Annotated in this window: 16 protein-coding genes; 6 read left to right on the top strand and 10 right to left on the bottom strand. The window is 74.2% G+C overall.

All coding sequences use genetic code 11. From position 1 onward, the window contains the following. Positions 1-273 precede the first annotated feature (273 nt). On the top strand, positions 274-828 hold the full coding sequence (locus MCM47_RS04840; RefSeq protein WP_374209078.1) for a ferritin-like domain-containing protein: 555 nt from the start codon (positions 274-276) through the stop codon (positions 826-828). A gap of 166 nt (positions 829-994) precedes the next feature. Beyond that, positions 995-1,912, top strand: coding sequence for an aminoglycoside phosphotransferase family protein (locus MCM47_RS04845; protein ID WP_238741334.1), 918 nt, complete (start codon positions 995-997; stop codon positions 1,910-1,912). On the opposite strand, the gene MCM47_RS04850 is transcribed toward MCM47_RS04845, so the two are convergent. The 5 genes from MCM47_RS04850 to dxr all read right to left on the bottom strand — a co-directional run bounded on the left by MCM47_RS04850 (position 1,885) and on the right by dxr (position 7,527). After that, a complete protein-coding gene (locus MCM47_RS04850; protein ID WP_238741336.1) occupies positions 1,885-2,460 on the bottom strand; it encodes a GNAT family N-acetyltransferase in 576 nt (191 codons plus the stop codon). The genes MCM47_RS04845 and MCM47_RS04850 overlap by 28 nt on opposite strands. Positions 2,461-2,606: 146 nt before the next feature. Continuing rightward, positions 2,607-3,482 (bottom strand): GNAT family N-acetyltransferase, encoded by an 876-nt coding sequence (locus MCM47_RS04855; protein ID WP_238741542.1) that lies wholly within the window; start codon positions 3,480-3,482, stop codon positions 2,607-2,609. Positions 3,483-3,619: 137 nt separating this feature from the next. Continuing rightward, complete coding sequence (gene ispG, locus MCM47_RS04860; RefSeq protein WP_238741338.1) at positions 3,620-4,780, bottom strand: flavodoxin-dependent (E)-4-hydroxy-3-methylbut-2-enyl-diphosphate synthase; 1,161 nt, start codon at positions 4,778-4,780, stop codon at positions 3,620-3,622. 142 nt (positions 4,781-4,922) lie between these two features. After that, positions 4,923-6,227, bottom strand: a complete 1,305-nt coding sequence (locus MCM47_RS04865) for an RIP metalloprotease (protein ID WP_238741339.1) — start codon at positions 6,225-6,227, stop codon at positions 4,923-4,925. A 70-nt stretch (positions 6,228-6,297) separates the two neighbouring features. Next, a complete protein-coding gene (dxr, locus tag MCM47_RS04870; RefSeq protein WP_238741342.1) occupies positions 6,298-7,527 on the bottom strand; it encodes a 1-deoxy-D-xylulose-5-phosphate reductoisomerase in 1,230 nt (409 codons plus the stop codon). Positions 7,528-7,595: 68 nt separating this feature from the next. On the opposite strand from dxr, the gene MCM47_RS04875 reads away from it, so the two are divergent. Beyond that, on the top strand, positions 7,596-8,261 hold the full coding sequence (locus MCM47_RS04875; protein WP_238741344.1) for an NAD(P)-binding oxidoreductase: 666 nt from the start codon (positions 7,596-7,598) through the stop codon (positions 8,259-8,261). Positions 8,262-8,489: 228 nt separating this feature from the next. Here MCM47_RS04875 and MCM47_RS04880 read toward each other — a convergent pair whose 3' ends face one another. The 3 genes from MCM47_RS04880 to MCM47_RS04890 form a co-directional block, all read right to left on the bottom strand. Continuing rightward, positions 8,490-9,932 (bottom strand): aldehyde dehydrogenase family protein, encoded by a 1,443-nt coding sequence (locus tag MCM47_RS04880; RefSeq protein WP_238741345.1) that lies wholly within the window; start codon positions 9,930-9,932, stop codon positions 8,490-8,492. A 285-nt stretch (positions 9,933-10,217) separates the two neighbouring features. Continuing rightward, the gene (locus MCM47_RS04885) at positions 10,218-11,783 is read right to left on the bottom strand and encodes a PucR family transcriptional regulator (RefSeq protein ID WP_238741347.1); all 1,566 of its coding nucleotides are present in this window, start codon (positions 11,781-11,783) and stop codon (positions 10,218-10,220) included. A 199-nt stretch (positions 11,784-11,982) separates the two neighbouring features. Further along, the gene (locus MCM47_RS04890; protein ID WP_238741349.1) at positions 11,983-14,040 is read right to left on the bottom strand and encodes an ATP-binding protein; all 2,058 of its coding nucleotides are present in this window, start codon (positions 14,038-14,040) and stop codon (positions 11,983-11,985) included. A 242-nt stretch (positions 14,041-14,282) separates the two neighbouring features. On the opposite strand from MCM47_RS04890, the gene gabT reads away from it, so the two are divergent. Beyond that, entirely contained in the window at positions 14,283-15,638 is a 1,356-nt protein-coding gene (gabT, locus tag MCM47_RS04895; RefSeq protein WP_238741351.1) for a 4-aminobutyrate--2-oxoglutarate transaminase, read from the top strand. Between the two features lie 547 nt (positions 15,639-16,185). Next, complete coding sequence (locus tag MCM47_RS04900) at positions 16,186-16,836, top strand: phosphatase PAP2 family protein (protein ID WP_238741353.1); 651 nt, start codon at positions 16,186-16,188, stop codon at positions 16,834-16,836. A 37-nt stretch (positions 16,837-16,873) separates the two neighbouring features. Here MCM47_RS04900 and MCM47_RS04905 read toward each other — a convergent pair whose 3' ends face one another. Next, positions 16,874-17,209 carry a DUF2218 domain-containing protein gene (locus MCM47_RS04905; RefSeq protein WP_238741355.1) on the bottom strand — a complete coding sequence of 112 codons (336 nt, stop codon included), beginning with the start codon at positions 17,207-17,209 and terminating at the stop codon, positions 16,874-16,876. 204 nt (positions 17,210-17,413) lie between these two features. Here MCM47_RS04905 and MCM47_RS04910 point away from each other — a divergent pair, with 204 nt between their 5' ends. Then, positions 17,414-18,010, top strand: a complete 597-nt coding sequence (locus MCM47_RS04910) for a MarR family winged helix-turn-helix transcriptional regulator (protein ID WP_238741357.1) — start codon at positions 17,414-17,416, stop codon at positions 18,008-18,010. On the opposite strand, the gene MCM47_RS04915 is transcribed toward MCM47_RS04910, so the two are convergent. Continuing rightward, positions 17,901-18,875 carry an EamA family transporter gene (locus MCM47_RS04915; RefSeq protein WP_374209068.1) on the bottom strand — a complete coding sequence of 325 codons (975 nt, stop codon included), beginning with the start codon at positions 18,873-18,875 and terminating at the stop codon, positions 17,901-17,903. The genes MCM47_RS04910 and MCM47_RS04915 overlap by 110 nt on opposite strands. Positions 18,876-18,906: the final 31 nt, after the last annotated feature.

An 18,906-nucleotide genomic window follows, 5' to 3' on the forward strand; every position in this document is an offset into this window, starting at 1 on the left:
CCGTCCGCGGCCGCGTCGTCCGCCTCGCCGTCGTCCTCGGCGTCCGCGTCGTCGGCCTCGTCCGCGGTCACCACCCCGGCCGGGCTCGCCTCGCTGGAGCGGCAGACCGCGCAGTCCCGGCTCGCCGACCTCGGCGCCGCCTCGCCGCAGCTGGCCCGGCTGCTCGCCTCGGTGTCCGCGGCCGGGGTGCTGCACGCCGTCGCCCTGGGCGATCCGGTCCCGGCGTCCGCCCCGGCACCGGCCGCCTCGCCCGGCGTGCCGCCGGCCACCGCCGTGGCCGACGCCTCCGCGTCGCCGTCGAGCCCGCCCCCGGGCGGTACGGCGCCGGCCACGGCTCCGCCGGCCGGGACCGGCAGCGCCCCGGCCGCGGGCCCGGAAGCCGTCACGGCGCTCCAGGGCGCGCTGGGCGCCGAGCACGCCGCGGTCTACGGCTACGGCGTCGTGGGCGCCCGGCTCCCGGACGACCAGCAGCGGACCGACGCACGCACCGCGCTCGCCGCCCACCAGGCCCGCCGGGACTCCTGGCAGCGGCTGCTGGGGACGGTCGGCGCCACGCCGAGCGCGGCCGCGGCCGGCTACCAGCTCCCCTTCGCCGTGACCGACGGGGCCGGCGCCGTCCGCCTCGCGGCCCACCTCGAGACCCGGCTCACCGCGGTCTACGCCGACCTGGTCGCGGCCGTAGCCGGAGCCCAGCGCACGGCTGCTGCCGACGCGCTGCGCGAGTGCGCCCTGCGCGCCCACCGCTGGGGCGCCACGCCCACCCCGTTCCCGGGCCTCGCCGACACCGCGACCGCCACCGCCACCCCGACGGCCGCCGCCACCCCCTGACCTGCGGCGCTCCGCGGGAAGTCGCCCCCACGCCCCGCCCGCGCCCGGGTCCGGGCCGCGGACACCCTCCCGCCGGCTCCCTCTCGCGTCGCTGACCTGCGGTTTCAGGCCCATGGTCGACAATGGACGGGTAACACCACGGGGGAACAGCTACCGGAAGGCCGGCGTGTCGGGAGCACCAGCAGAGATCACCGTCCCCGAGTGGCTGGCGCGCAGCGTCGGCGCCGACGAGGAGGGGCGGCGCTGGCTGGCGGAGCTGCCGGCCCGGGTCGCCGCACACCTGGCCCGCTGGGACCTCACCCTGGAGCGGGTGCTCGATCCGGGCGGCAGCCTGAGCCTGGTCGGATACGTCCGCCGGGACGACCTCAGCCCCGCCGTCCTCAAGTCCGGGCGGACCACCCCCGAGACGGCCGCCGAGCACACCGCGCTCGCCCACTGGGCCGGCCGCGGGGCCGTGCTCCTGCTGGACGCGGACCCCGCCCAGGGCGTGCTGCTGCTGGAGCGGCTGCACGGCGACATCCCGCTGCGCTCGCTCGCCGAGGCGAAGGCCATGCTAGAGGCCACCAGCCTGCTGCACCGGCTCTGGGTGGAGCCGGGCACGGGCCACCGGTTCCCCTCGCTGGCCGACCGGGCCGGGTACCTCGCCGACGGCCTGCGCCGGCACCGCGGCCTGCCCGGCGCCGTCGAGGCCGACGCCCTGGTGGCCGAGGCGCTGGAGACCGCCGACGGGCTCGTCGACTCCGCCACCGAGGCGTTCCTGCTGCACGGGGACTTCCACCACGGCAACGTGCTCGCCGCCGACCGCGCGCCCTGGCTGGCGATCGACCCGCGGCCGCTGGTCGGCGAGCGCGCCTTCGACCTGGCCCGGCTCGCCCTGGACCGGGCCGACACCCTGGTCGGCTCCCCCGGCGTCCCGGCCGCCGTCCGCCGCCGGCTGCACCAGCTCTCCGACGCGCTGGAGGTGGACCGGGAGCGGCTGCGCGGCTGGACGCTGTTCCGCGCCACCGACCTCGGCCTGCGCGCGCTCGCGGCCGGCCGCGGGGAGGACGCCGAGCTCTACCTGGAGTTCGCCGGGGCGCTCTGACCGCCCCGCCCGGCCGGCAGCGGCAGCGGGGCGCCCATCACGGCGTAGAGGCGCTCGGTGTTCGGGAAGTGCACCGCCCGGGCGAGGTCCCGGTAGCCGAGCGAGCGGTAGAGACGGCGGGCGGGCGTCTCGGCGTCGATCGCGGAGAGGATGCTGCGGTGGAGGCCGGACCGCTCGCAGAGGGTCCGGATCAGCGTGGAGCCGATCCCGCGCCCCTGGAACCCGGGCAGCACGTGCAGCTCGGTGATCGCGAAGACGCCGTCGAGCCAGTCGCCGTGGCCGCCGGCCTCCAGGTAGGGCTGGATCACGGTGCTCCACCAGTGCTCGCGCCGGTTGGGCATGCCGTAGCCGAAGCCGACCAGCCGCCCGCCGTCGAACGCGCCGAGCGCGATCACCCCGGGCTGCTGCGCGTGCCGGCCCACGATGTGCAGCCGGACCATGACCTCCTCGGGCGACAGCCCGAACGCCACCGCCTGGACATCGAGCGCCTGCGGAGCCCATGCCGCAAGGTCGATGGCCTCGATCGTCACCCCGGTCAGCTGATCCATGCCCCGGACGTTACTACCGGCGCCCGCCCGGTGCGGCCCCGAGCCGACAACCTGCCCGCGGAACGGGGCAGGGCACGGCGCGGGGCCGGAGAACAGCCGCTGCAGAACGGAACGCCGGAGGGCGGCGGGGTGCGGAACGGGACGGTTCAGAACAGCACGCTCATGAACGCGCCGACCTCGCGGAAGCCCACCCGCCGGTACGCGGCACGGGCGCGCAGGTTGTAGTCGTTGACGTAGAGCGAGACCACCGGGGCCACCTCGCGCAGCGCGATGTCCAGGACGGCGGCCATGCCGGTCTCGGAGAGGCCCCGGCCGCGGTGGGCCGGGTCGACCCAGACGCCCTGGACCTGGCAGGCACCCTCGGTGACGGCGCCGATCTCGGCCTTGAAGACCACCTGGCCGTCCTCGGTGAACCGGGCGAACGAGCGCCCGGTGGAGACCAGTTCGGCGACCCGGGCCTGGTAGAGCAGGCCGCCGTCGCCGGCCAGCGGGGAGACTCCGACCTCTTCGGTGAACATCGCCACGCAGGCCGGCATCAGCGCCTCGACCTCGTCCCGCCGCACCCGCCGCACCAGCGGGTCGGGCGCGATCTCGGCGGACGGCACGGTGGTGGCGAGCAGTGGCTGGTGGGCGCGGACCTCGCGGGCCGGACCCCAGCTGCGCTCCAGCAGCGCCCAGAGGGCGGCGGTGGCCTCGGCCGGGCCGACGATCGAGGAGCAGCGGCGGCCCTGGCGTCGGGCCCGTTCGGCGAAGGCCTGGACGGCCGGCGGCCCGGCGTTGACCAGGACCAGGTTGGCACCGGCGTAGCAGAGCGCGTCGAGCTCGCCGTGCTCGTCGTACCAGCCCCACATCTCGCCGCCGAGGCGCCAGGGGTCGAGTCCGACGGCCTCCACCCGGGTGGCGACGAAGGCGTTGGCGACCGGGTCGCGGTGCAGCACCTCCAGGGTGTCCGCCAGGTCGGAGGCCTCCAGGACACGCGTGGTCGCCAGGGCGCGCGCGGCCTGGAACGAGCTGGGGAGCATCACACCTCGATCGAGCATCGAGACAGCACCTCACTGAGACGACTCTGGCCGCACCCTACTCCTGGCCCCACCCGGCTACGGCGGCGGGGCCGTCCGCACACGGACGGCCCCGCTTCCGGAATTCCGCAGTCCGCCCGTCACTCCGCGGCGGTCACGGTCGGGGCACCCGACTCGACGCCCTCCGCCTGCATCTGCTCGGCCAGCTTGAGGGCCTCCTCGATCAGGGTCTCGACGATCTTGGACTCGGGGACGGTCTTGATGACCTCGCCCTTGACGAAGATCTGGCCCTTGCCGTTGCCGGAGGCGACGCCGAGGTCGGCCTCGCGGGCCTCGCCCGGGCCGTTGACGACGCAGCCCATGACCGCGACGCGCAGCGGCACCTCCATGCCCTCCAGGCCGGCGGTGACCTCCTCGGCGAGCTTGTAGACGTCGACCTGGGCACGGCCGCAGGACGGGCAGGAGACGATCTCCAGGCCGCGCTCGCGCAGGCCGAGCGACTCCAGGATCTGGTTGCCGACCTTGATCTCCTCGGCCGGCGGGGCGGAGAGCGAGACCCGGATGGTGTCGCCGATGCCCTCGGCGAGCAGCGCGCCGAAGGCGACCGCGGACTTGATGGTGCCCTGGAACGCCGGGCCGGCCTCGGTGACGCCGAGGTGCAGCGGGTAGTCGCAGGCGGCGGCGAGCTGGCGGTAGGCGTTGATCATCACGACCGGGTCGTTGTGCTTGACCGAGATCTTGATGTCGCGGAAGTCGTGCTCCTCGAACAGCGAGCACTCCCAGAGCGCGGACTCGACCAGGGCCTCCGGGGTGGCGCGGCCGTACTTCTCCAGCAGGCGCTTGTCCAGCGAGCCGGCGTTGACGCCGATCCGGATCGGGATGCCGGCGTCCTTGGCCGCCTTGGCGATCTCGCCGACCTTGTCGTCGAAGGCTTTGATGTTGCCCGGGTTGACGCGGACCGCCGCGCAGCCGGCGTCGATCGCCGCGAAGACGTACTTGGGCTGGAAGTGGATGTCCGCGATCACCGGGATCTTCGACTTCTTCGCGATGATCGGCAGCGCGTCGGCGTCGTCCTGCGACGGGCAGGCCACCCGGACGATCTGGCAGCCGGACGCGGTCAGCTCCGCGATCTGCTGCAGCGTGGCGTTGACGTCCGCGGTCACCGTGGTGGTCATCGACTGCACCGAGACGGGCGCGTCGCCGCCGACCGGCACGTTGCCGACCATGATCTGCCGGGAGTAACGGCGCTTGGCGAGCGGCTTGAGCGGCAGAGACGGAATACCGAGCGAGATCGCGGTCATGTGCGCAGGGTTCCCCGGGGTTGAGGTGTGGTCGGTCCGGCCGTTCGGGAAGGCCGGGGCCGGGCGCGACGGTCGACGCGCACCCGGGCTCCAACGGTACGGCACGCCGACGGGCCCGAGCACACCCGCCGTACCCGGACGGTCAGCTGATCTTGACCGGGTTCACCAGGTCGGCGACCAGCACCAGCACGGTGAAGCCGACGAAGACGCTGGCCACCACGTAGGCGAGCGGCATCAGGCGGGCCACGTCGAAGGGCCCGGGGTCGGGCCGCCTGAACAGCTGAGCGAACCGGCGGCGCACCGACTCCCAGACCGCGCCGGCGATGTGACCGCCGTCCAGCGGGAGCAGCGGCAGCATGTTGAACAGGAAGAGCGACAGGTTGATGCCGGCCAGCAGGTTGACGAAGTAGGCGATCCGCTGGGTCCCCGGGATGTCCAGGGCGAAGACCTCGCCGCTGACCCGGGCCGCGCCGACCATGCCGATCGGCGAGTCCACCTCGCGGGGGGCGCCGTCCACCACCGAGTGCCACAGGCCCGGGATCTTGCCCGGCAGGGCGACCAGCGACTTCACGCCGTTCTCCGCCATGTCGTACATCCGGTCGAGCGACTGCCCGAAGCCCAGCCGGACGATGCCGGTGGTCGGCGTGAAGCCGAGGAAGCCGGCCTGCACCGTCTCGCCCTTGATCGGGACGCCGTTGCCGTCGTACTTCTGCACGTCGTTGACGGCGATCGTGGGCACCAGCGTGAGCTGCTGGCCGCCCCGCTCGACGACGATCGGCACCGTCTTCCCGGCCGACCTGCGGATGTCCGCCTGGAGCTGCTCGTAGTCGCGGATCCGGTCGCCGTCGAAGGAGACGACCCTGTCGCCCGGCTTCAGCTGCACCTGCGCGGCCGGGGTCGGCGGCGCGTCCTTGGGGCAGGTGTCGGTGGGCTGGCCGGCCTTGACGATGCACTGGGAGACGGTGCCGATGGTGGGCACGGTCATCGAGACGCCGAAACCCATCATCACGGTCAGGAAGAGCCCGAACGCGAGGACGAGGTTCATGAACGGACCGGCGAACATGACGATGACGCGCTTCCACGGTTTGCGCGTGTAGAAGAGCCGGTCCTCGTCGCCGTCCTGGAGCTCCTCGTAGGAGGCCTGCCGGGCGTCCTCGATCATGGTGCGCCAGGGCGAGCTGCTCCGCTTGGTGATCCGCCCGTCCGCGCCGGGCGGGAACATCCCGATCATGCGGATGTAGCCGCCCAGCGGGATCGCCTTGATGCCGTACTCGGTCTCGCCCTTCTTGCGAGACCAGACGGTCGGGCCGAAGCCGACCATGTACTGCGGCACCCGGATGCCGAACAGCTTGGCCGTGGAGAGGTGGCCGAGCTCGTGCCAAGCGATCGAGACCAGCAGCCCGACCGCGAAGACCAGGATGCCGACCACCGTCATCACCGTTGCCACCGCTGATCCTCCGTCATGCCGCTCCGCTCGTCGTCTTGTCTTACCGCAGTTTCGGTCGCCACCGGAACCGTCAGCCGGCCGCCAGTTCGCGCGCCCGGGCCCTGGCCCAGTCCTCCGCGTGCAGGACGTCCTCGACCGTGAGGGAGGTTCCCCCCGCGGGGGCCCCGTGCTCCGCCACGACCTTGGCAACAGTGTCCACGATTCCGGTGAAGGCGAGGCGGCCCTTCAGGAAGGCCTCCACGCACTCCTCGTTCGCCGCGTTGAAGACCGCCGGAACGGTGCCGCCGAGCGAGCCCGCCTCCCGGGCCAGGTCCACCGCCGGGAAGGCCTCGTTGTCCAGAGGGAAGAACTCCCAGCTGGCCGCCTTGGTCCAGTCGCAGGCGGGCGCCGCGTCCGGCACCCGGTCCGGCCACCCCATGCCGAGGGCGATCGGCATCCGCATGTCCGGCGGGCTGGCCTGCGCCAGCGTGGAACCGTCGGTGAACTCCACCATCGAGTGCACGACCGACTGCGGATGGACGACGACCTCGATCCGGTCGAACGGCACGTCGTAGAGCAGGTGCGCCTCGATCACCTCCAGGCCCTTGTTCACCAGGGTGGCCGAGTTGATCGTCACCACCGGACCCATCGCCCAGGTCGGGTGCGCCAGCGCGTCCTGCGGGGTGACGCCCGCCAGCTGCTCGCGGCTGCGGTTGCGGAACGGGCCGCCGCTGGCGGTGACCACCAGCTTGCGGACCTCGGCCCGGGTGCCGCCGGCCAGCGCCTGGAACAGCGCCGCGTGCTCGGAGTCCACCGGCACGATCTGCCCCGGCTGCGCCACCGCCTTCACCAGCGGACCGCCGACGATCAGCGACTCCTTGTTGGCCAGCACCAGCACCCGGCCGGCCGACAGCGCGGCCAGCGTCGGCCGCAGGCCGATCGAACCGGTGATGCCGTTCAGCACCGAGTGGCACTCCGTCGCGGCCAGCTCGGTCGCCGCGTCCGGGCCCGCCAGCACGGCCGGCAGGGGACGGCCCGCCGCCTTCGCCGCCAGCGCCTCGCGCAGCGCCGGCTCGGCCGCCGGGTCGGCCACCGCCACGGTGTGCACCCCGAGCTCCAGCGCCTGCTCGGCGAGCAGTTCCACCCGGCCGCCGGCCGCCGACAGGGCGACCACCCTGAACCGGTCCGGGTTGCGGCGCACCACGTCGATGGCCTGGGTGCCGATCGAACCGGTGGAGCCGAGGATCACCAGCTCCCGGGGGCCGGAGGGGTCCTTCACCACGGAGGTGAAACGCAGCTGCGGGTGGGCGAGCGAAGTCATGCGCCCATTGTGTCCTGCCCGACGCACTCCCCAGGACGCCGGGACGCCGCGCGGCTACCGTCGGAGCCATGCGTACCGTCATCGCCGGGGGCCACGGACAGATCGCGCTCAGGCTGGAACGGCTCCTCGCCGAGCGCGGCGACCGGCCCGCCGGAATCATCCGCAAGCCCGAACAGGCCACCGACCTGGCCGACGCCGGGGCCGAGCCGCTGCTGCTCGACCTGGAGTCCGCCACCGTCCCCGAACTCGCCGGACTGCTGGAGGGGGCCGACGCGGTGGTCTTCGCCGCCGGCGCCGGGCCGGGCAGCGGCGCCGCCCGCAAGAACACCGTCGACCGCGACGCGGCCGTCCTGCTCGCCGACGCCGCCGAACTCGCCGGTGTGCGGCGCTACGTGATCATCTCCTCGATGGGGGCCGACGCCGCGGCGCACGCGGCGGACCCGGTCTTCGAGACCTACCTGCGGGCCAAGGGCGCCGCCGACGACGCCATCCGGGCCCGCACCACGCTGGACTGGACCGTGCTGCGGCCCGGCCGGCTCACCGACGGCCCCGGCACCGGCCTGGTCCGGCTCGCCCCCTCCGTCCCGCACGGCGCGGTGGACCGGGCCGACGTGGCCGCCGTGCTGGCCGCGCTGCTGCACGAGCCGGGCACCGCCGGGCAGACGCTGGAACTGGTCGCCGGCAACGCGACGGTCGAGGAGGCCGTCGCCGCCGCGGCCGGGCACGACGGCTGATCGAGGGCGTCGGGTGATCGAGGGCGTCGGCTGACCGAGGGGTCGGGCGATCCAGGGCGTCGGGTGACCGACGGCGTCCGCGGGCGCGGACGCGTGCGGGGCCCGGTTCGACGAACCGGGCCCCGCACACGGGAACACGTCGACCGGTCGACCGACCGCTGCTCAGTTACCGATCAGCGGCCGATCAGCGGCCGATCAGCGGCCGATCAGCGGCCGGTCAAGGGTCGATCAGAGGTCCAGGCCGGTGAGGACCATGACCTTCTCGACGGTGTAGTCGTCCATCGCGTACTTGACGCCCTCGCGGCCGACGCCGGAGTCCTTGACGCCGCCGTACGGCATCTGGTCGGCGCGGTAGGACGGCGCGTCGCCGATGATCACACCGCCGACCTCCAGCTCCCGCTGGGCGCGGAAGGCGGTCTGCAGGTCGTGGGTGAAGACGCCGGCCTGCAGGCCGAAGTCCGAGTCGTTGACGGCGGCGAAGGCCTCGTCGGTGCCGTCGACCTTGTGCAGCGACAGGACCGGGCCGAACACCTCGGCCTTGGCCAGGATCGCGTCGGCCGGCAGGTCGGCCAGCACGGTCGGGGCGTAGGTCGCGCCCTCGCGGGTGCCGCCGGTGAGCACCTTGGCGCCCTTGGCGACGGCGTCGTCCACCCAGGACTCCACCCGCTTGGCGGCGTTCTCGTCGACCAGCGGGCCGACGTCGGTGGCGTCGTCGTTCGGGTCGCCGGTGACCTGGACCTGGACCTTGGCCACGACCTTCTCGACCAGGCGGTCGTAGACGGACACGTCGGCGATCACCCGCTGCACCGAGATGCAGGACTGGCCGCCCTGGTAGTTGGCGAACATCGCGATCCGGGTGGCGGCCCAGTCCAGGTCCGCCTCGGAGGACCAGTCGGCGAGCACCACGGCCGCGGCGTTGCCGCCGAGCTCCAGGGTGCAGTGCTTGCGCGGCACCGAGTCCATGATCTGGTAGCCGACCTTGTCCGAACCGGTGAAGGAGATCACCGGCAGGCGCTTGTCCTGCACCAGCGCCGGCATCCGGTCGTTGGGCACCGGCAGGACGCTCCAGGAGCCGGCCGGCAGGTCGGTCTCGGCCAGGATCTCGCCCAGCACCATCGCGGAGAGCGGGGTGGCCGGGGCCGGCTTGAGGATGATCGGCGCGCCGACCGCGATCGCCGGGGCGACCTTGTGGGCGACCAGGTTCAGCGGGAAGTTGAACGGGGCGATGCCCAGCACCACGCCGCGCGGGAACCGGCGCACCACCGCGAAGCGGCCCACGCCGCCCGGGTCGGTGTCCAGCCGCATGGTCTCGCCGTTGGTGCGGCGGGCCTCCTCGGCCGCCCAGCGGAACACGGAGACGGCACGCCCGACCTCGCCGCGGGCCCACTTGATCGGCTTGCCGTTCTCGGCGGTGATCAGCTGGGCGATCTCCTCGGTGCGCTCGGCCAGGCGCTTCGCCACGTGGTCCAGCGCGGTGGCCCGCACGTGCGCGGGGGTCGCCGCGAACACCGGCAGCGCGGCCACGGCGGCGTCCAGCGCCTCCTCGACCTGCGCCTCGGTCGGGACGCTGACCTTGCCGACCAGACGGCCGTCCCAGCTGTTGTGCACCTCGAAGTCGGCGTCGCCGCTCGCCCGGCGGCCGGCCAGCCAGAATTCGTACGTGGTGGTCACCGTGGTACCGGCCCTCTCCTCGTCGTCCTCACGGCTCCACGGACGTGGAACCAGGATCGAGGGTAGGGGCGTCGACGCGCCGACCGGATTGGCCGCGAAGTAGCGTTCGCCACGGACGCCACTCCAACACGTCCAGACGTTCGGTCGCCGAATGCGGTAGCGGGCCGCGGCGGGGAGCCGGTCCGCGCCGCCCCGCCCGCTCCGGAGGTCCGCTCCGCCCGCGTCCTCCGGCCGGCTCGTCCGGCTGCAGGAGCGGAGCGTCCACTCCTCGCCGGGGCGGAACGCCTACTCCTCGCCGGAGCGGAGGGCCAGCCAGAGCTCCATCCGGACGTCGGTGTCGTCCAGCGAGCGGCCGAGCAGCTCCTCGACCCGACGCATCCGGTAGCGCAGCGTGTGCCGGTGCACCCCGAGATCGGCGGCAGCCGCGTCCCACTGCCCGTGTCGGGACAGCCACGCCCGCAACGAGGCGACCAGGTCACCGCGCGCCGTCCGGTCGTGCTCGCGCAGCGGGCGCAGCAGCCCCTCCGCGAACGCCGTCACCGCGTCCTCGCCGAGCAGCGGCAGCAGCGACCCCGCGCCGACCTCCTCGTGGTCCACCGAACGCCGGCCGCCGCGCAGCGCCACCGCCAGCGCCCGCTCGGCCTGCGCGTGCGCCGTCCCGGCCTCCTCCAGCGCGGCCGGCGCCGAGACGCCCAGCGACATCCCCTCGTGCTCCTCCACCACCCCGAGGCAGGCCCGGTGCACCGCGCCGTTGTCCAGCGCCAGCACCATCAGCCGCGCGCCGTGCGTCCCGTCCTCACGCGCCACCAGCAGCTTCTCGCCGACCCGGGCCCCCGCCTGCTCGGCCCGGTCGCCCAGCTCGCCCAGCGCCTCCGAGGCGTCCACGCCCTGGCCGGCACCGGCCACCAGGACCCGGACCGTGCCCTCCGGCAGCCCGCCGAACAGCCCCGCGGCCACCTGCCGCGCCGTGGCCACCTCGCCCGCCAGCACCATCCGCAGCAGCGCCGCGCCCATCCGCTCCTCGGCCTGCCGCAGCTCGCGCGAGCGCTCCAGGGTGAGGGTCAGCAGCGCCACCGCCGCGTTCAGCACGTACCGCTCGGTCGGGGTGATCCGGTCCTCGGTCCCCACCGCAAGGAAGCCCCGCGCCCGCCGGTCGGCCCCCAGCGACTGGACCACCACGTAGTCCTCGTCCGCCGTGTCTATCCCCGGCGAGCGCCCCTGCAACGCGGCGCTCGACGGCGCCGGGCGCCGCCGCAGCCGGTCCACCTCGGCCGCCAGCCGCCCCGCCCGCCGCGCCGCCCAGTCCGGCGCCACCACCGACAGCGCCCCCGAGCCGTCGTACAGCGCCGCCCAGCCCCCCAGCCGCGCCGCCAGCCGTCGCACCACCGCGGTGGTGCCGTCCTTGCCCAGCGCCGCCCGGGTCAGCTCCTCCTGCGCTTCGAAGCTAGTGGTCACCGCCTCGTACTGCTCGGCCGCCAGCGCCGCCGAGACCACCTTGCTGATCGCGATGAACGGCGTCGGCTCCGGCACCCGCAGCAGCGGCAGCCCGCGCTGCGCCGCCGCCTCCACCAGCGGCTGCGGCACCTCGGTGTGCGACAGCCCTACGCCGAGCCCCAGCCCCACCACGCCCGCGTCGGCCAGCCGGTGCACGTACGCCTGCAGCTGGGCGGCGGTCCGGCCCAGCTTGATGCCGGTGGTGAGCAGCAGCTCACCGCCTTCGAGGAACGGCGTCGGGTCGTCCAGCTCGCTGGTGTGCACCCAGCGGACCGGCCGCTCCAGGTGGTCCGCACCGGCGAGGACCGTCAGATGGAGCGAGGTGTTGCGGACGACGGAGGCGAGTGTGGGAGGCATGGCACCTTCGGGGAAACGACCTGACCGCGCCGTTGCGGCCGGGCGAGGAGAGGCGGTGGGGGCTGGGTGGCCGTGCGGCCGGGATTGGGGTCAGGGAGGGGTCTCTCCTCTCATTATGGACGCTCCGGACAACCGGCACTGCCGAATCCACCTCGGAGGCAGGCTTCGCCCGGGCCCACACCGCCCGCGGGCCACCGGATCAGCTCCGCAGATCCACCAGCAGCGGCGGCACCTGCTCGCCCGACACCGCCGTCAGCGACACCACCGCGTGCCCCGCCGGCAGCGCGTGCGCCAGGTCGGAGGGCGACCACCGCAGCCGCTCGACGTCCCGCGTGGTCACCGACTCGGTCTGCGCCGTCGTCCCCGACAACGCCTTCCGCCCCAACCGCCCCGCCCGACGGATCACGCCGCCCGAGGTGTCCGGAGTGTGCGTCACCGCCGTCTCCCGGACCAGGTGCGTGCCCCAGGCCTCGGAGAACAGCTTCCCGTCCCACGGCGCGATCCCGGGGAACGCCATCCGGCAGCCGACCGCCCCGAAGAGCGGCGCCCGCAGCGCCTCGGGCAGATCGACCAGGGTCCGCAGCAACAGGACGGCACCCGCGTTCGTCGCGCGCAGCCGCTGCAGCCCCCGGACGGTGTTCGCGTCCAGCGCCGCCGTGGCGTCGTCCACCACGAGGCCCGCGAACAGCGAGCGGTCCTCGCGCGCCGCCGCGGCCTGCACGAACTGACCCACCACCAGTCGCGACAGCATCCGCGCCGCCTCCGGGTGGCTGCGCTCCGGCAGCTTCACCCGGACCCGCAGCGGGTGGTCCAGCACCCGCATCGCGAACGGCGGGCGCCCGGTTCCGTCGGTCGCGAAAGCCCCCCGGAAGGCCGGCCGGTCCAGCAGCGCCAGCCGGTCCGCCAGAAGAGACCCCGGATCGTCCGCCCGGCCGCGCTGGCGCTCGCGGTGCTCCAGGTCCCGCTCGTACGCCTCGAGCCGCCCCGCGACGCGAAGCGCCTTCACCAGCGCCTCCATCGCCTCCGGCTCACCGCCGAGCAGCGACCGCAGCTCGCGCACCCCCGGGTAGCGGCCATGGGCGGCGTGGAACGGGCCGACCACCTGCTGCAGCGTCGTCCGGGCCGTCTCCGCACGGGCGGTCAGTTCGTCGGGGAGCAGCGCCTCGGCCAGCCGGGCGGCCGCCTCGTCCGGGTCCTGCGCCGCGCCGTAGAGGTCCAGTCCGTAGGCCGACCCCTGGTCGCCGGGGGCGATCACCACGTCGTACCAGGTGTCCGGCCCCAGGTCCACGTCCGCCGCGCCGATCACCACCGCGCAGGCGGTCCCCGCGAGCGCCTGCACGCAGAGCGCCTCGGCGACCGGCCGGGCCAGCCGCGCCGTCTTCCCCGTCCCCGCCGGGCCGACCGCCAGCAGCGAGGTGCCGAGCACCGCCGGGTCCAGCGCGAAGCCCGCGGCGCGGTGCGTCAGCGGGTTCTTGGGCACGTCCTGGGTAGTACCCAGCCGCACCTGACGCAGCAGCAGGTCGTGGCGTTCGACCCGCCCCGGCAGTTCGCGCACCTCCGAGGGGTGGGCGAACGCCGCCGCGCCACGGGCCGTCACCTGCTCGACGAAGGCCGGGACGAACACCGGGTCCGCCTGCGCCGACTCCCAGGCCCGGTGGATCCGCACGTAGTCGACGTCGCCGACCGCCTCCCCGGCCAGCCGCCCCGCCGCCGCGGCCGCGCCGCCGTGTCTGAGCTCCGCCCACGGGTCGTCCGGCCGCTCCGCCGCCGTGTCCTCGCCCTCGGCGGGCTCAGCCTCGGTCACGGCGCGCGACAGCAGCGGCGCGGCATACCGCCGCCACACCTCCGTCCAACGACCCATCCGGCCGAAGACTTTGATCACGATGCCCGCCACGAGCACGTTCAGGGTCAGGATGACCGAGACCGCGACGAAGGCCGACTGGGTCGGCAGCACACCGATCAACGTGGTCCCGTACTTGGCAAACTCGACGCCGTACACATAGGCCAACCACCCCACCACCGCGTTCAGTCCGGCGCGGAGGAGCAGCGGCCAGGTCGGGACCTTGGCGTCTTCGGCGCGGTCGGGGTCGATCTGGGCGTAGCCCTGGCGGTAGATGCCCGGGGGGGCCGGGGGGCGGGGGGCGGCGACCCAGGTGGGGAGGTCGAAGGCCGGGGGCAGCGGGCGTTGGTGGGGCACCGGTGGGGTGGGTGTGGTGGTGGTCCGCTCGCCGTGGCCCCGTGCCCCGTCCAGTTCCATGTCCGGCCCCGCTCCCTCGCCCGCCCGGCCCGACCGTCGTCGGTCCCGCCATACCCATGCCACCGCACCGGCGACACGCCCGCGCTCAATGTAGTGGAGCGGAGCCTCCCGGTAGCCGTACCACCCGCCTGGCCGCCTCGGACAAGTCGGACGGCTCAGTGCTACCGAGTGGCGCATGCCCGGCCGGGGAGGGCGGCCGTAGCCTGCGAAGCATCGAGCCGAGAAGTCTGGAGAGAAAACTGATGAGCGCCGCAACGCCGCTCCCGCAGGAGCGCCGCCTGGTCACCGCGATCCCCGGTCCGAAGTCGCAGGAGCTGCAGGCCCGCAAGCTGGGTGCGGTGGCGGCCGGCGTCGGCACCACCCTGCCGGTGTACGTGTCCCGCGCCAACGGTGGCGTGCTGGAGGACGTGGACGGCAACTCGCTGATCGACTTCGGCTCCGGCATCGCCGTGACCAACGTCGGCAACAGCGCCGAGGCCGTCGTGGCCAAGGCGTCCGAGCAGCTGGCCGCCTTCACGCACACCTGTTTCATGGTGACCCCGTACGAGGGTTACGTGGCCGTGGCCGAGCAGCTGAACGAGCTGACCCCGGGCGACCACGAGAAGCGGACCGCGCTGTTCAACTCGGGCGCCGAGGCGGTCGAGAACGCGGTGAAGATCGCCCGTGCCTACACCAAGCGCACCGCCGTCGTGGTGTTCGACCACGGCTACCACGGCCGCACCAACCTCACCATGGGCCTCACGGCGAAGAACATGCCGTACAAGCAGGGCTTCGGCCCGTTCGCCCCGGAGATCTACCGGGTGCCGGTGGCGTACCCCTACCGCTGGCTGACCGGTGCGGAGAACTGCGCCGCCGAGGCCGCCGCCCAGGCGATCGACATCATCAACAAGCAGATCGGCGCCGAGAACGTCGCTGCGATCATCATCGAGCCGATCCAGGGCGAGGGCGGCTTCATCGAGCCGGCCAAGGGCTTCCTGCCGGCGATCGTGGAGTACGCGAAGGCCAACGGCATCGTGTTCGTCGCCGACGAGATCCAGACCGGCTTCTGCCGCACCGGCCAGTGGTTCGCGTGCGACGACGAGGGCATCGTCCCGGACCTGATCACCACCGCCAAGGGCATCGCCGGCGGTCTGCCGCTGGCCGCGGTGACCGGTCGCGCCGAGATCATGGACGCCGCGCACGCGGGTGGCCTGGGCGGCACCTACGGCGGCAACCCGGTGGCCTGCGCCGCCGCGCTGGGCTCCATCGAGACCATGAAGGAGCAGGACCTCAACGGCAAGGCGCAGCGGATCGGCGAGATCATGCTGGGCCGCCTGTCGGCGATGCAGGAGAAGTTCGACGTGATCGGCGACGTCCGCGGCCGCGGCGCGATGATCGCGATCGAGCTGGTGAAGCCGGGCTCCAAGGAGCCGAACCCGGAGATCACCGCCGCCGTGGCGAAGGCCTGCCACGCCGAGGGCCTGGTCGTGCTGACCGCCGGCACCTACGGCAACGTGCTCCGCTTCCTGCCGCCGCTGGTGATGCCGGAGCACCTGCTCAACGAGGGCCTGGACATCATCGAGGGTGCCTTCGCCCTGCAGGGCGTCACCGCCGCCTGACCGGGGGCAGGCGCCACAGACCCCGCCGGAGGGATGTCCGGACAGCGCTGAACGGCCCGCGAGGACGAGAGTCCCCGCGGGCCGTTCGGTCTTCTCCGGGCCGTTCGGACGTGCCCGCAGGGTGCGGACGCGCGCGCCCGCGGGCAGGTGACCGGCCGTGCGTCCGGCGGCGTGTGCGGGCCGTGCGGGGCACCGATCGGCCGCGGTGAAGATGCTGTGCGGAATCGCTGAAGCTCCTCAACGGAGCAGGGCCGTTGACGTAGTGTCATGACAGATGGACAGCGAGCCAAAGCCATTGGCGGAACCGTCCGCGGCACCGCCCCCGGAGGCCGGTCCGCGTGCCGGCCGTGAGGACAACCAGGCTGCCCCGCAAGAGGCGGCGCACACCGAAGGCCGATCGACCGACCGTCCGACCCACACCCCCCGGGGCGCACGGAACGGCGATCATCAGAGCCGCCCCGGAGCTCTCCCCCCTGCTCCGGGGCGGCCGCTTCGCGTCCTGCGCCGGTTCGCCGCCTCTCCCGCGCTGCCGGCGCTGCTGGTCGCCGTGCTGGTTCCGGTGTCCTGGCAGGTGGCCGTCGACGGGCCGCTGCTCGGGCTGGACCGCTGGGTCCGGCACACCGTCCGGGAGAGCCGGCACGAGCTGCACAGCACGCTGCTCAACCACCTCGGCAAGGCCCTGTCCGACCTCGGCGGTTCCGTCCCGGCGATCCCGGTGCTGCTGGCCGGCGGGGCGGTGGCCGCCTGGCGGACCCACCGGGCGGGGGCCCCGCGCCGATGGCTGCCGCCGCTGGTGGCGGTGCTGACCGCCGGGTTGATCCCGCTGCTGGTCGTCCCGGCGAAGGCGTGGTTCGGCCGGCCGGGCCCGTTCGGGGTGCCACTGGCACCGGACCAGTGGGGCTGGTACCCGTCCGGGCACACGACGACGGCGGCCTTCTCGTACGGCGTGGCCGCGCTGCTGGTCGCTCGCACCGTCGGCGCCGCGGGCCGGCGCCGGCTCTGCGGAGCGGCCGCCCTGCTGTCGGTCGGGGTCGGCCTCGGACTGGTCTGGAGCGACTACCACTGGTTGCTGGACGTGGTGGCCGGCTGGTGCCTGGCGGGGTTGGTGCTCTGGGCCCTGGCCCGGTGGCTGCCCGCCGGTCCCCCGCCGCCCGCGGCCTCGCCCGACGCGTCGACCCCCCGACCGTCGACCCGTTAGGGGTACCGGCAGGAACCGACCGAGCGCGGCGGCCCCGCTAGCCCTCGGCGGGCTCGTCGTTGCGGTGGACGTGGCCGGCTTCGCCGTTGTCGCGGCGCCACGCGACGACCAGCTCGTCGCGGGTCCCGAAGCGGACCAGGTGACGGCCGACCACGTCCTCCAGGTCGGGCAGGTTCTCCGCCTCGCCCTCGACGGCGAGCAGCAGGGCGTCGGGGGCGGCCTCCAGGGTGGCGGTGCCGATGCGGAAGACGAGGGTGCCGCGGCCGGTCTCGTCGGACCAGTCGGCCTCGATCTTGCGGCCCATGTGGGCGGCGAGCTGCTTGGCGTAACGGCCCGGGCGGTCGGTGGCGACGCGGGCTTCGGAGCGGGGCACAGGCCCTCCAAGGTCTGGGAGGGAACTTAGGGTGCCCTCACTTGAATCTACGCTAACTCAGATAGTGAGCTTCACTCAACACTTTTCGGGGCCGCCCTGGCCCCGGCCTCTGCGAAGGCCCTCCTCGTCGGCCTCCCCGTCCGCCTTCCGGCTCCCGGACCGGCCGATACGCTTGGTCGAATCACCTGCCGAGGAGAGCCGCCCATGACCACGACGCCGACCGACGACGCGGCGAGCTCCTCCCCCGGCTCCCCGGCCCCCGGCACTCCCCACGGCGCCTCCGGCGGCACCCCCACCGACGCCGCGGCGACGCCGCAGGACACCGCCGCCGAGCTGGCCGACGCGATGACCCGGGCGATCAAGCGGATCCGCCGCCGCACCAGCGAACGGCTGGAGCCCTACGGCATCACCCCCGGCCAGGGCCGCGCCCTGCGCACCCTCGCGCACGCGCCCGGCTGCGAGCTGCCGGACCGGGCGATGCGGCTGAGCGAGCTCGCGGACCGCCTGCACATCGCCCCCCGCTCGGCCACCACGGTGGTCGACGCGCTGGAGGAGGCGGGCATGGTCGAGCGGACCCCGGACCCGGCCGACCGGCGCGCCGTGCGGATCGTGCTGACCGAGGCCGGCCAGGCCGCGGTCGAGCGGATCGGGCAGGTCCGGCACGAGGTGGCACTGGAGTACTTCGGACCGGTCAGCCCCGCGGAACAGGATCTGCTGCTGCGGGCGCTGCGGTCCGCCGAGGCCGCGTACGGGGCCACCACCCCGGCGCGGCGGACAGCGCCCCCGGGCGCGACGCGGTGATCCCGATGCCGGCGATCACCAGCAGCGCCGCACCGGCGGCCCGCGGACTGATGCGCTCGCCGAGCAGCAGCCACGCCGAGGACATCCCGAACACCGGCACCAGCAGCGAGTAGGGCGCCACCGCGGTGGCGTCGTAGCTGCGCAGCAGGTAGCTCCAGGCGACGAAGCCGAACAGGGTGGAGACCAGCCCGACGTACCCGATCGCGCCCAGGCCGGCCGGGGTGATCTCGCGCAACGCCCGCAGGTCCTCGGCCGGGCCCTCGACCAGCAGCGAGAGCCCGAGCAGCGGCAGCGGCGGCACGGCACTGACCCAGACCATCCAGCGCAGCGCGTCCGACGGGGCGGCCCGGCGGGTCAGTACGTTGGACAGCCCCCAGGCGACCGCGGCCAGCAGGACCAGGGCGAACGCCCCGCCCGGGCCGCCGAGCCCGCGGTCGACGGCGCACAGTCCGATCCCGGCGAAGGCGATCGCGAGACCGGCCAGCCGCCGGCCGCCGGGGCGCTCGCGGAGCAGCACGGCGGCGAACAGGGCCGTGAAGACCGCCTGGCTCTGCAGCACCAGCGAGGACAGCCCGGCCGGCATCCCGGCGTGCATGCCGAGGAAGAGCAGTCCGAACTTGACCACGCCGAGCACGAACCCCACCCCCAGCACCCACCGCCACGCCACCTTGGGCGGGCCGACGAAGAACACCGCCGGCACCGCGACCACCGCGAACCGCAGGGCGCAGAAGAGCAGCGGCGGAAAGTTCTCCAAGCCGACGTGGATGAGGACGAAGTTGAGGCCCCAGACGGCGGCGACCAGGACGGCCAGGCCGATGTGACGCGGGCTCATGCTGCCGCCGGGGGCGGCCGGTGTGGCGGTCATGGATCGAGGATGACCGGGGGAACCGTGTAGC

This window comes from Kitasatospora sp. A2-31, assembly GCF_022288725.1.
In the GTDB taxonomy this organism is placed as follows: domain Bacteria; phylum Actinomycetota; class Actinomycetes; order Streptomycetales; family Streptomycetaceae; genus Kitasatospora.